Source organism: Paraoerskovia sediminicola, assembly GCF_030296575.1.
Lineage (GTDB): Bacteria > Actinomycetota > Actinomycetes > Actinomycetales > Cellulomonadaceae > Paraoerskovia > Paraoerskovia sediminicola.
The window spans coordinates 3,274,973-3,287,541 of record NZ_AP027729.1 but is presented as its reverse complement, the minus strand read 5'-3'; the positions used below and the strand labels follow the sequence as shown (position 1 = coordinate 3,287,541).

Below are 12,569 nucleotides of genomic sequence, written 5' to 3'. Positions count from 1 at the left end.
CGGTCGTCACCCGGCGCCGGGCGACCGGGTCGGGAGTGAAGAACCGACGCGCCTCGACGGCGAGTCGTCCACGGTCGACCGGCGTGACGGCGAGCCAGATCGCGCCGACCGCGACCGCGCAGACGCCGGCGACTCCGAGGGCGAGGACGTCCGGGAGCGACAGCGCCACACCGGCAGCGGTCACGATCGCGCCGCCGACGGACAGTCCCCACCCCCGACGTGTGAGCCTGACCGACGGGCGTGCCCTGCCCCGCGGTACCGCCACCTCAGGCTCGCGGCCGCGCCGGCCCGACGGGCGTCGCCCGGACGACCTCCTGGACGACGTCGCTCGCAGCGATCCCGTTGAGGCGTGACTCGGTGGTGAGGATCAGCCGGTGGGCGAGGACAGGCACCGCGAGCCGTTGGACGTCGTCCGGCAGGACGTGGTCCCGACCGTCCAGGGCGGCCACGGCGCGCGCGGCCCGCAGCAGCTGGAGCGACGCCCGGGGCGAGGCCCCGAGCCGCAGCGCCGGGTGCTTCCGCGTCGCTGAGACGAGATCCACGACGTACTCCTTCACGGCGACGGAGGCGTGGACGTGGCGGGTCGTCGCCGCGAGCCGGGTCATGGTCGCGACGTCCGTGACGGGGCGGATGTCCTGCACGGGGTCGTGGTCGTCGCGGCGGTCGAGCATGGTCACCTCGTCGTCGCCGGACGGGTAGCCGACGCTGACGCGGGCCATGAACCGGTCCCGCTGGGCCTCGGGCAGGGGATAGGTGCCGTCCATCTCGACCGGGTTCTGGGTCGCGACGACCAGGAACGGTCGGGGGAGAGGGTGCGTGGTCCCGTCCACGGTGACCTGACCCTCCTCCATGCACTCGAGGAGGGCGGACTGGGTCTTCGGCGAGGCGCGGTTGATCTCGTCGCCGATCACGATGTTCGCGAAGACCGGGCCCTGCCGGAACTCGAACCGCTGCGACTCCATGCGGTAGACGCTGACGCCGGTCAGGTCGCTCGGCAGGAGGTCGGGGGTGAACTGGATCCGCCCGACGACCCCGTCGAGCGCCCGCGCGATCGACTTGGCCAGCGTGGTCTTGCCGACGCCCGGGACGTCCTCGATCAGCAGGTGGCCCTCGGCGAGCAGCACCGCCAGCGCCACGGTCGTCACCTCGTCGCCACCGGTGAGAGCGGTACCGACCTCCGCCCTGATGCGGGTCGTGATGTCGACGAGCTCGGCCGCGGCAGCGCTCGGCTCGAGGGTCGCGCTCTCGGGGATCACCAGGGGCCTCCGTCGGTCTGTGATGGTCCAGCGATCGTAGTCGAGGCAGTTCCGCCGAGCGCGTGGTCGTGCTCCACATCGCTCCACCCGGTCCTGCAGGGCGCTCGTCCGCACCCGAGAGACGCCCCACGGGGCGCCGCACGGGCGTGCAATGTCGGTTTCGGACCTTTTGGGCGCGGTCCGGGACGGTCGCGCGCGCCGACGTCCTCCACTTCACCCCACGAGCGTGACCTGCGGTGATGGGTGAAAACGTCGCGACACAGGCTCGTTCGCGGGGTGTGGTGGAGGATGGTGGAGTAGTGTGGAGGCATCAGGAGGGAAGGGGTGATCGACAGCCATGAGCGAGATGTTCGCCGGCGCGCCGAGCCTCCTCCTGGGGACGTTCACTCCTCGTCTCGACGACAAGGGTCGGCTGCTGCTCCCGGCGAAGTTCCGGAGCCAGCTCGCCCCGGGTCTGGTCATGACGCGGGGGCAGGAGCGTTGCCTCTTCCTCCTGCCGATGGACGAGTTCCGCCGGATGTACGAGCAGATCCGCCAGGCACCGGTGGCGAGCAAGCAGGCACGCGACTACCTGAGGGTGTTCCTCTCCGGTGCGAGCGACGAGATGCCCGACAAGCAGGGCCGGGTCTCGATCCCGCAGGTCCTGCGCGACTATGCGGGGCTCGACCGGGAGGTCGCCGTGATCGGTGCGGGCACCCGGGTCGAGGTCTGGGACGCGGCGGCCTGGGAGGTCTACCTCGCGGAGCAGGAGGCGAGCTACGCCGAGACTGCCGAGGAGGTGCTCCCGGCGATGCGGCTCTGAACCGGACCGAGCGATGAGATCTCCTCCCGCCCATCTGGCGCACTTCCCCGGTGCCGGACGGTCGCGGAGGGAGATCTGATCGCTCGGCACGGTGAGGGGCAGGACGGTACGGAGCCACAGCGAGACAGGAGCAGCGGGATGTCGGGCACGGGAGCAGGGACGACGGGACGCGGCGACGCGGCGGGCCGCCACCTCCCTGTGCTGCGCCAGCGGTGCGTCGACCTCCTCGCGCCGGCCCTCGCGGAGCCCGGCTCGGTCCTCGTGGACTGCACGCTCGGGATGGGGGGCCACACCGAGGCGGTCCTCGAGGAGATCCCGACGGCCCGCGTCGTCGGGATCGACCGCGACCCCGAGGCGATCGAGCTCGCCGGTCGTCGGCTCGAGCGTTTCGGCGACCGCTTCGTGGCCGTGCGCGCGGTGTACGACGAGATCGCGGACGTCGTCGCCTCGCAGGGTCTGCCGGCGGTCCAGGGCGTCCTCATGGACCTCGGGGTGTCCTCGCTGCAGATCGACGAGCGGGACCGCGGATTCTCGTACGCCAACGACGCCCCGCTCGACATGCGGATGGACCAGGACGCCAGCCTCACCGCGGCCGAGGTGCTCAACACCTATGACGAGCGCGACCTCGCCCGGATCCTCCGTGACTACGGGGAGGAGCGTTTCGCCCCCGGATCGCCCGGGCGATCGTGCGGCGGCGGGCGGAACAGCCCTGGGACCGCTCGGAGGCTCTCGTGGACCTCGTGCGCGAGTGCGTCCCCGCAGCCACCCGCCGGGCCGGGAACCCCGCGAAGCGCACCTTCCAGGCGCTGCGCATCGAGGTCAACGGCGAGCTCGAGGCGCTCGAGGTCGCGGTGCCGGCCGCGATCGACGTGCTCGAGGTCGACGGCCGCATCGTCGTCGAGTCCTACCACTCGCTCGAGGACCGGATCGTCAAGCGCGAGCTCGCCCGAGGCGCCACCTCGAGCGCACCCCCGGGCCTGCCGGTCGAGCCCGAGACCCACCGCCCGTACCTCGAGCTCCTGACCCGAGGCGCCGAGGAGGCCGGGTCCGCCGAGATCGAGAGCAACGCCCGATCCCAGTCCGTCCGTCTCCGGGCAGCCCGACGGACACGACCCACTCCGGACCACCTCCGACGACGAGCAGCACGGGAGACCTCATGAACACACGCACGTCGGCTGCTCTCGCACGGCCCCTGCCGTCCGCCCGTCGTCGGGCGGCCGAGACCCCCGCGAGGTCCCCAGGCTCGAGGTCGTGCGGGCCCCCGCCGAGGCGCGCTCGCGGGCGCCTTTCATCATCGCCTGCATGTCGATCCTCGCCGGCGCGCTCCTGTGTGCTTTGCTCCTCAACACGAGCATGGTGAACGGTTCGTTCCAGATGCTGTCCGACAAGGTGGAGCTGGGGACGGTGGCGCAGGACACGCAGACGCTGCAGACCGAGCTGGAGCAGGCTCGGTCGTCCCTCCCTGCCAAGGCTCGAGCGCTCGGCATGGTCGAGTCCGACGACCCGGTGATGCTGCGCCTGTCCGACGGCGCGGTCCTCGACGCCGGTCAGAAGCCGTGACGACCGGCGTCACCGAGAAGCCCTCCCGACGTCCCGTCCGCTCGCCCTCGGCGTCCCGGGCGGGACGTCGCACGGTGTCGGGCGGCCCACCGCCCACGACGCGCGCGGCCGGCCCCACCGGCCGGTCCGGCCCGCCCGGGCGCCCCGAGAGCCGACAGCGCTGGCTCGCGGCCCTGGCTGCGCTCGTCGTCCTCCTCTTCGGGGCCCGGCTGGTCTACGTGCAGGCGATCAAGGGCCCGGAGCTCGCGCAGGAGGCGCTCGCCTCCCGCCTCCACACGAGCGACACCCCTGCTCATCGTGGTGACATCACCGATGCCGACGGCACGGTGCTGGCGACCTCGGTCGAGCGGTACGAGGTCTACGCCGACCAGAAGACCATCGCCCAGTTCGTGCCGACGAGCAGCCATCAGATCGACGGGATGCCCGTCGAGGGAGAGGGTGCGACTGCCGTCGCGCGGCTGCTCGCGCCGGTGCTCGGCCGGGACCCGCTCGAGCTCGCCGCAGACCTCGTCCCGGAGGACCCGGACCGACCGAACCGCCACAAGGTCCTCAAGAAGGACGTCGTCCCGGAGGTGCAGCGGGCGATCGCGGCGCTCAACCTCCGCAGCGTCATCGGCACGGACCTCGTGTCCGAACGCACGTATCCGGCCGGGAGCGTCGCCGGGAACATCGTCGGCTACACCGGGGACGTCGACGGCGCCCAGGTCGGCCAGGGCGGTGCCGAGCGGATGTTCGACGACGTGCTCGGCGGCACGGCCGGGACGGTCACCTTCGAGCGAGGCAAGGGCGGTCAGCAGATCCCTACCGGCGAGGAGGACCGGGTCGAGGCCAGCCCCGGGGACGACGTCGCGCTGACGGTCGAGAGCGACATCCAGTGGAAGTCGCAGGACGCGATCGACGCGGCGGTGAAGAAGCACGGCGCGGACTACGGGATGGTCATCGTGCAGGACGTGCGCACGGGGGCGGTCGTGGCGCTCGCGGACTCCGGCACGGGCGACCCCAACGACCGCAGCACGTCGGCGGTGGCGGACGGCAGCCGCGTCGTGTCGAACATCTTCGACCCCGGTTCGACGGGGAAGGTCATCACGATGTCCGCGGTCCTCGAGAACGGGATCGCCGAGCCCGAGAGCGAGTTCGAGGTCCCCTACCGGTACACGACCGAGAACGGCCAGACGTTCAAGGACTCGCACGAGCACCCGGTGGAGAAGATGACGCTGGCCGGCATCCTCGCGCAGTCCTCCAACACAGGGACGGTCATGGTGGGCCAGGAGCTCCCGGAGCAGGTCCGGTACGACTACCTGAGCAAGTTCGGGTTCGGCCGGATGACCGGGCTGGGCATGCCCGGGGAGTCCGCCGGGCTCCTGCGACCGGTCGACTCGTGGGACGGCGCCATGAAGTACACGGTCCTCTTCGGCCAGGGGGTCTCGGTCAACGCGATGCAGGCGACGAGCGTCTTCTCGACGATCGCCAACGGCGGGGTCCGGATGCCACCGACGCTGCTCGCCGGGACGACGGACGCGTCGGGGGTGTTCACCCCGACGCCTGCCCAGGAGGGGACGCGGGTCGTGTCGCAGGAGACCGCGGACACGGTGCTCCGCATGATGGAGGGCGTGGTCGCCGCCGAGGACGGGACCGGTGGTCGTGCCGTGGTCCCCGGGTACAGGGTCGCCGGGAAGACGGGGACCGCCCAGATGCAGGGCGCGGACGGGAAGCTCTCCGCGATCATGGCCTCGTTCATCGGGGTGGCGCCCGTCGACGACCCCCGCTACACCGTCGGGGTCTTCCTCAAGAACCCCCGGACGTCCCCCTACGGCGGTGTCGTCGCGGCGCCGGTCTTCCAGGACGTGATGGGGTTCACGCTCGAGCACAAGGGCGTCGCTCCGAGCACCGAGACCTTCGAGCCGTACGCGACGTCGTGGTGAGCCACGTCGGCGACCTCGTCCTCGCTCCACGCGTCCACAGGGTAGGTTTTGGCAGGTGAGTTCCCCGATCGAACGAATCCGCCCGGCCCGGAACGAGGGCAGGGCGGTCCGAGACCTCGCGGCACAGTTCGACCTGACGATCGGCGGCGGCGCGACCGCAGCGTCCGGGGTGACGGTCCGATCGGTGGCGTCGGACAACCGGGTCGTCGCACCGGGGGACCTCTTCGTCGCGCTGCCGGGTGCCCGTGTGCACGGGGCGCGCTTCGTCGCCGATGCGGTCGGGTCCGGCGCGGCGGCCGTGCTGACCGACCGTGAGGGCGCAGCCCTTGTCGCCGACGAGCCCGACGTGGCGGACGTCCCCGTCCTCGTCGCTCAGGACCCGCGCGCGATCCTCGGCGAGATCGCCTCCGCGGTGTACGGCGCTCCCGCGCAGCACCTGACGACCTTCGCCGTCACCGGCACCAACGGGAAGACGACGACGACCTACATGGTCGACCACGCGCTGCGCGCGATGGGGTTCCGCGGCGGGCTCGTGGGGACCGTCGAGATGCGCTCCGGCGACACCGTCCTCCCGAGCCGCCTGACGACGCCCGAGGCCGCCGACCTGCAGGCGCTCCTGGCCGCGATGCGTGAGGACGACGTCCGCACCCTCGCGATGGAGGTGTCGTCGCACGCGCTGGCGCTCCACAGGGTCGACGGCGTCGTGTTCGACGTCGCGGGATTCACGAACCTGAGCCAGGACCACCTGGACTTCCACGGCGACCTGCCCTCGTACTTCGCGGCCAAGGCGCTGCTGTTCACCCCGGAGCACTGCCGACGGGGCGTCGTCGTCGTCGACGACGTGTGGGGCGAGCGTATGGCCGACTCCGCGCAGGTGCCGGTCGCGACCCTGCGCACCAGGCCCGTCGCCGAGGACGAGCCCTATCCGGCCGACTGGTGGGTCGAGGACGTCGTCCCGGGGGCGCTCGGCACGACGTTCGTGCTCCGGCACAGGGACGGGCGGCAGCTGCACACCTCGACGTCGCTGCCCGGCGCCTTCAACGTCACCAACGCCGCGCTGGCGCTCGTGATGGTCCTCGAGGCGGGTACGGACGTGAGGGATCTCGCCGAGGCGCTCGAGGCCGCAGGGGGCTGCTCGCCGGCCGTGCCGGGGCGCATGCAGCTCGTCTCCACGGAGCCGAGGGTCGTCGTCGACTTCGCTCACAACCCGCAGGCGCTCGAGCTCGCCCTGTCCGCGCTGCGGCCGACGACGTCCGGTCGTCTGGTCGTGGTGTTCGGAGCGACGGGGGAGAGGGACACGGGCAAGCGGCCGCTCATGGGAGCCGTCGCGGTCGAGGGCGCCGACGTCGTCGTGGTCACCGACGACGACCCGCACGGCGAGCCCGCGGCGCAGATCCGCGCCGAGGTGCTCGCCGGGGCGAGAGCAGCGGTGGAGTCGGGTGGCGATATCCTCCCCGAGGGCGTCGAACGCGTCGTCGAGGTCGCGCCCAGGGCGGAGGCGATCCGGCAGGCGGTGCTCGCGGCCGGCCCTGCGGACACCGTGCTCGTCGCCGGGCGCGGTCACGAGGTCTGGCAGGAGATCGACGGGGTGGACCACGCGCTCGACGATCGCGTGGAGGTGCGTCGCGCGCTCGCCGAACGTCCCGACCAGGACCGGGGCGTCGACCGCCCGGAGACCATGACGAGAGCCGAACCGAAGGAGAACCAGGGATGATCGAGCTCACTGCGGCAGAGGTCGCCGCAGCGACCGGGGGCGCCTCGCCGCAGACCCCGACGTCCTGGTGACGGGCTCGGTCGTCGTCGACTCGCGACTCGTCGCCGACGGCTCGCTCTTCGTCGCCGTCCCTGGCGACCGCGTGGACGGCCACGACTTCGCGGCCGGCGCGGTCGAGGCCGGCGCGGCGCTCGTCCTCGCGCAGCGCGAGCTCGACGTCCCCTGCGTCGTGGTCGACGACGTGCAGACGGCGCTGGGCGCGCTGGCGCGGGTCGTGCTGGAGCGCCTGCGGCACGGGAGCGACCTGCGTGTGGTCGCCGTGACCGGGTCCGTGGGCAAGACCACCACGAAGGACCTGCTCGGCGCTGTCCTCGCGCCGGAGGGTCCGACGGTCGTGCCGGCCGGGTCGTTCAACAACGAGGTCGGCCTCCCGCTCACCGTGCTCCGGGCCGACGCGTCGACGCGATTCCTGGTGCTCGAGATGGGAGCCGACCGGATCGGCAACCTGACGTACCTCACGTCCGTCGCCCCGCCCGACGTGGCCGTGGTGCTCGTCGTGGGGTCCGCCCACGTCGAGGGGTTCGGCGGCATCGAGGGGGTGGCGACCGCGAAGGGCGAGCTCGTCAGCGGGCTCGCACCGGGAGGCGTCGCCGTCCTCAATGCCGACGACCACCGGGTCGCGGCGATGCACACGCTCGCCCGCGGCCCCGTGCGGACCTTCGGGACGATCCCCACGGCAGCGGTGCGCGCGGAGACCGTCGCTCTCGGCGTGGACGGGCGCCCGACGTTCGTGCTCCGCTCGAGCGTCGACGGCGCGGAGGGGGCGTCCTCCGTGACGCTCGGCCTGGTGGGGGAGCACAACGTGACGAACGCGCTCGCCGCGGCGACCGCAGCGCTCGTGACGGGTGTGGCGTTCGACGACGTGGTGGCGCGGATCGGCGCGCCGGCGGCCAGCCCGCACCGGCTCGCGGTCACGGAACGTCCCGACGGCGTCACGGTGATCGACGACTCCTACAACGCCAACCCCGATTCGATGCGCGCGGCGCTGAAGGTGCTGGCCGTGACCGCCGGGCGCACGCGTCGCTCGGTCGCGGTCCTCGGCGAGATGCGAGAGCTCGGTGACGCGTCCCGGGAGGCGCACGAGGCGATCGGTCGGCTCGTCGTCCGGCTCAACATCAAGCTCCTCGTCGTGGTCGGCGAAGGCGCGTCAGCCCTGCTCGACGGCGCGACGCAGGAGGGCTCGTGGGGCGACGAGGTCGTGCTCGTCCCCGACGTGGACGCCGCCGCCACCCTGCTGGCCGGCGAGCTCACGGACGGTGACGTGGTGCTGGTCAAGGCCTCGAACGGTTCCGGGCTCTGGCGCCTCGGCGACACCCTCGTGGCCGGGGGCGGTGCCGCATGATCCCGATCCTCGCCGCCTCCTCGGTGGGGCTGCTCGTCGCCCTGCTCGGCACTCCCCTCTTCATCAAGTTCCTCGTCCGCCGCGAGTACGGGCAGTTCGTCCGGCAGGACGGTCCGACGGCGCACTTCACGAAGCGCGGCACGCCCACGATGGGTGGGGTCGTCATCATCGCCGCGACTCTCATCGGTGTCCTGGTCTCGTCGATCGTCGCCGGCCGGCTCCCGAGCGCGTCGGCGCTGCTGGTGCTGTTCCTCATGACCGGTCTGGGCGTGGTCGGCTTCCTGGACGACTTCACGAAGATCAAGAAGCAGCGGAGCCTCGGGCTGTCGGCCAAGGCGAAGATCCTCGGGCAGGGCATCGTCGGCATCACTTTCGCCGTGCTCGCCCTGCAGTTCCCGAACAGCAACTTCAGGACCCCGGCGTCGACCCGCATCTCGTTCCTGCGGGACACGAATCTCGACCTCGCCTTCGCCGGGGCCACCGTCGGCCTGCTGCTCTTCGTCGTGTGGGCGAACTTCCTGATCACCGCGTGGTCCAACGCCGTGAACCTGACCGACGGGCTCGACGGGCTCGCGACGGGTATCTCCCTGGTTGTCTTCGGCGGCTATGTCCTCGTGAGCCTCTGGCAGGTGAACCAGTGGTGCCAGAACCTCGCGACCGCCGGGCCCGCCTGCTACGAGGTCCGCGACCCGCTCGACCTCGCGGTGGTCTCCGGCGCCATCATGGGCTCGTGCGTCGGGTTCCTCTGGTGGAACGCGAGCCCCGCACGGATCTTCATGGGTGACACGGGCTCTCTCGCGCTCGGCGGCGCGCTCGCCGGCATCTCCATCCTCTCCCGGACCGAGATCCTGGCCGCGATCATCGGCGGCCTGTTCGTCATCATCGTGATCTCCGACGTGATCCAGATCGGCTTCTTCAAGCTCACCGGGAAGCGGGTCTTCAAGATGGCCCCGCTGCACCACCACTTCGAGCTCTCCGGGTGGGGCGAGGTGACGATCGTCATCCGCTTCTGGCTCGTGGGCGGGATGTTCGCGGCGCTCGGGACCGGGATCTTCTACGCGGAATGGCTCTCCCGCTAGTGGGCGAGGAGCGCGGCGTCAGCCGCACGGTGGACCTGGCCTCCGCGACCGTCGTGGTCGCGGGCCTCGGGGTGAGCGGCAGGGCGGCGGAGCGTGCCCTGCGGCCCCGCGCACGGCGTGTCGTCACGGTCGACCGGGACGTGCCCGACGCCGACGCGGCGGACCTGGACGCGACCGGCCTGGAGGGTGTCGACCTGGTCGTCGTGAGCCCGGGCTGGCGTCCGACGACGCCGCTGCTGGTGGCCGCCAGGGAGGCCGGGGTGCCCGTCTGGAGCGAGGTCGAGCTCGCCTGGCGACTGCGGGTGGAGCGCTCGGGTGGGCGCGGCCCCGCGCCGTGGCTCGCCGTGACCGGGACCAACGGGAAGACGACGACCGTCGAGATGCTCGCCTCGATCCTGACGGCCGCAGGCCTGCGGGCCGCAGCCGTCGGCAACGTCGGGACGCCGGTCGTGGAGGCCGCGCTCGACCCCGAGACGGATGTCCTCGCGGTCGAGCTGTCGAGCTTCCAGCTGCACCACACGCACAGCATGGCGGTGCTCGCGGGCGCCGTGCTCAACGTCGCCGCGGACCATCTGGACTGGCACGGTTCGTTCGAGGCGTACGCGGCGGACAAGGGCCGCATCTTCGCGGGTGCGGAGGTCGCGTGCGTGTACTCCGTCGCCGACGCCACCACGGAGCGGCTCGTCCGTGAGGCGGACGTGGCCGAGGGCGCTCGTGCGGTCGGGCTGACGAACGGAGTCCCGGGACCCTCGCAGCTCGGCGTCGTCGAGGGTGTCCTCGTGGACCGGGCGTTCCACGCGCCCGCCGACGACCCGGCGCGCGCCGGGCACGCCGAGGAGCTCGCCACGATCGACGACCTCGCCCGGTTCGCGAACGTGGACGGGGACGTGCCGGCCCACGCCGTGTCGAACGCGCTCGCGGCGGCAGCGCTCGCACGCGCGGCCGGCGTTCCCGCGTCCGCGGTGCGCGAGGGCCTCCGGGCGTACGCGCCGGGGGAGCACCGCATCGCACGGGTCGCCCAGGTCGACGACGTCAGCTACGTGGACGACTCGAAGGCGACCAACGCGCACGCCGCGCGCGCGTCGCTGCTCTCGTTCGCGGCCGGCTCCGTCGTCTGGATCGCCGGCGGCCTCGCCAAGGGCGCCACGTTCGACGACCTGGTCCTGGCCGTCGCCGACCGGCTGCGCGCCGTCGTCCTCATCGGTGTCGACGCCGCGCCGTTCGCCGACGCGCTCGCGCGACACGCGCCCCAGGTCCCGGTGTTCCGGGTCGATCCCGGTGAGACTGGATCGGTGATGCGCCGCGCCGTCGAGGCAGCACGAACCCTGGCTGCCGCCGGGGACACGGTGCTGCTCGCACCGGCGGGCGCGTCGATGGACCAGTTCCGCTCGTACGCCGAGCGTGGGGAGTCGTTCGCGTCCTGCGCGCGAGCACTGCCTGACGCCTGAGCCGCGAGCACCGACAGCGGGGAGCGCACATGGCACAGGGCACGGCCCGCGTGCCGTCGCGGGACCGCGGCAGCGCCGACCGCGCGCCCGGTGGTGACGAGCGCTCGGCCGGCGGGTGGCGGGCGACCTGGGACAGCGCGGTCACGAGCTACTACCTGATCGTCGGTTCGTCCTCGATCCTGCTGCTCTTCGGGCTCGTCATGGTCCTGTCGAGCTCGGCCGTCACGTCCCTCGTCATCGACGGGTCGGCGTTCGCCGCCTTCCTGCCCCAGCTCCGGTTCGCCGCGATCGGGGCCGTGGGCCTCGTGGTCGCGGCGCGGCTGCCCGTCGCGTTCTACAAGCGCGGCGCCTGGTGGTTCCTGCTCGCGGCGATCGCTCTGCAGTCGCTGATCTTCGTCCCGAGCCTGGCGCTCTCCGAGGGCGGGAACACGAACTGGATCCATCTCGGCCCGGTGACCCTCCAGCCCTCCGAGCTCGTCAAGGTGGCCCTGGCCGTGTGGCTCGGTGCCGTGCTCGGCCGCAAGCAGCGCCTGCTCGGCAGCCTCAGCCACGTGCTGGTCCCGGGTGTGCTCGGTGCGGTGGCCGCGATGGGGCTGGTCATGGCCGGCAACGACCTCGGTACGACGATGGTGATCTTCATGATGGTCGCTGGGGCGTACTGGGTGGCCGGGGTCGACTGGCGCCTGTTCGCCGGGGGATCGCGATCGCCGTCGTCGGTGTCCTCGCCCTCTTCGTGGCCGGCAACACCAACCGGACCGACCGGATCCTCGCGGCGTACGGCCCGTGCGAGGACCTCGCGGGCAACTGCTACCAGGCCCTGCACGGGACGTGGGGGCTGGCGACCGGTGGGCTCATGGGCGTCGGTCTCGGTGCGAGCAGGGAGAAGTGGAGCTATCTCCCCGCGGCCCACAACGACTACATCTTCGCGATCCTGGGCGAGGAGCTCGGCCTCCTCGGCACGTTGCTCGTGCTGGTGCTCTACGCAGTGCTGGGGCTCGGCATGATGCGTGTGATCCGGCGGCACCCGGACCCGTTCGTGAAGATCACGACGGCCGGGATCGCGTGCTGGGTCGTGGGCCAGGCGATGCTGAACATCGGTGTCGTCATCGGCGTCTTCCCCGTCATCGGTGTGCCTCTGCCGCTGATGTCCGCCGGCGGGTCCGCGCTGGTCGCGACCATGCTCGCCCTGGGTGTGGTGATCGCGTTCGCACGGGACGAACCGGGGACCCGCGAGGCTCTCGCCGCGCGTCCGGGGGTGGCGCGCCGGACCGTGTCGGTCATGGCCGGGGCGGCGGACCGGGTGCGACGGGTACGGTTGCCGCGCGGCGGGTGAGCCGTGGCTGTCGGACGGCGTCCGGCGGCGGGCCCAGCGGGTTCCCGCGGGCA

8 protein-coding genes and 3 pseudogenes are annotated in these 12,569 nt (G+C 72.3%); 10 read left to right on the top strand and 1 reads right to left on the bottom strand.

All coding sequences use genetic code 11. The annotated features are described in order from the left end of the window. Window positions 1-266: 266 nt before the first annotated feature. Window positions 267-1,256, bottom strand: coding sequence for an AAA family ATPase (locus QUE47_RS15215; protein WP_286217966.1), 990 nt, complete (start codon window positions 1,254-1,256; stop codon window positions 267-269). Window positions 1,257-1,593: 337 nt separating this feature from the next. Here QUE47_RS15215 and mraZ point away from each other — a divergent pair, with 337 nt between their 5' ends. The 10 genes and pseudogenes from mraZ to QUE47_RS15165 all read left to right on the top strand — a co-directional run bounded on the left by mraZ (window position 1,594) and on the right by QUE47_RS15165 (window position 12,516). Continuing rightward, window positions 1,594-2,058, top strand: coding sequence for a division/cell wall cluster transcriptional repressor MraZ (gene mraZ / locus QUE47_RS15210; RefSeq protein WP_286217965.1), 465 nt, complete (start codon window positions 1,594-1,596; stop codon window positions 2,056-2,058). Between the two features lie 138 nt (window positions 2,059-2,196). Beyond that, window positions 2,197-3,218: pseudogene (gene rsmH / locus QUE47_RS15205) on the top strand (16S rRNA (cytosine(1402)-N(4))-methyltransferase RsmH). A 91-nt stretch (window positions 3,219-3,309) separates the two neighbouring features. Next, window positions 3,310-3,618, top strand: a complete 309-nt coding sequence (ftsL, locus tag QUE47_RS15200; protein ID WP_286217964.1) for a cell division protein FtsL — start codon at window positions 3,310-3,312, stop codon at window positions 3,616-3,618. Further along, window positions 3,615-5,540, top strand: a complete 1,926-nt coding sequence (locus QUE47_RS15195; RefSeq protein ID WP_286217963.1) for a peptidoglycan D,D-transpeptidase FtsI family protein — start codon at window positions 3,615-3,617, stop codon at window positions 5,538-5,540. The genes ftsL and QUE47_RS15195 overlap by 4 nt, the downstream gene beginning before the upstream one ends. 55 nt (window positions 5,541-5,595) lie before the next feature. Then, window positions 5,596-7,254 (top strand): UDP-N-acetylmuramoyl-L-alanyl-D-glutamate--2,6-diaminopimelate ligase, encoded by a 1,659-nt coding sequence (locus tag QUE47_RS15190; protein WP_286217962.1) that lies wholly within the window; start codon window positions 5,596-5,598, stop codon window positions 7,252-7,254. Further along, window positions 7,251-8,656 (top strand): annotated as a pseudogene (locus QUE47_RS15185) (UDP-N-acetylmuramoyl-tripeptide--D-alanyl-D-alanine ligase). Before QUE47_RS15190 ends, QUE47_RS15185 begins: the two are co-directional and overlap by 4 nt. Then, window positions 8,653-9,735 carry a phospho-N-acetylmuramoyl-pentapeptide-transferase gene (gene mraY / locus QUE47_RS15180; RefSeq protein WP_286217961.1) on the top strand — a complete coding sequence of 361 codons (1,083 nt, stop codon included), beginning with the start codon at window positions 8,653-8,655 and terminating at the stop codon, window positions 9,733-9,735. Before QUE47_RS15185 ends, mraY begins: the two are co-directional and overlap by 4 nt. Continuing rightward, window positions 9,720-11,183 carry a UDP-N-acetylmuramoyl-L-alanine--D-glutamate ligase gene (gene murD / locus QUE47_RS15175; protein WP_286217960.1) on the top strand — a complete coding sequence of 488 codons (1,464 nt, stop codon included), beginning with the start codon at window positions 9,720-9,722 and terminating at the stop codon, window positions 11,181-11,183. The genes mraY and murD overlap by 16 nt, the downstream gene beginning before the upstream one ends. Window positions 11,184-11,212: 29 nt before the next feature. Then, window positions 11,213-11,815 (top strand): annotated as a pseudogene (locus QUE47_RS15170) (FtsW/RodA/SpoVE family cell cycle protein); the annotation flags it as partial. 101 nt (window positions 11,816-11,916) lie between these two features. After that, on the top strand, window positions 11,917-12,516 hold the full coding sequence (locus QUE47_RS15165) for an FtsW/RodA/SpoVE family cell cycle protein (protein WP_286217959.1): 600 nt from the start codon (window positions 11,917-11,919) through the stop codon (window positions 12,514-12,516). The last annotated feature ends 53 nt before the right edge of the window (window positions 12,517-12,569 follow it).

What these genes read in the sequence shown, in the direction of transcription:
- mraZ (WP_286217965.1), top strand. Translation starts at nt 1,594, where the DNA reads ATGAGCGAGATGTTCGCCGGCGCGCCGAGCCTCCTCCTGGGGACGTTC.
- mraY (WP_286217961.1), top strand. Translation starts at nt 8,653, where the DNA reads ATGATCCCGATCCTCGCCGCCTCCTCGGTGGGGCTGCTCGTCGCCCTG.
- murD (WP_286217960.1), top strand. Translation starts at nt 9,720, where the DNA reads ATGGCTCTCCCGCTAGTGGGCGAGGAGCGCGGCGTCAGCCGCACGGTG.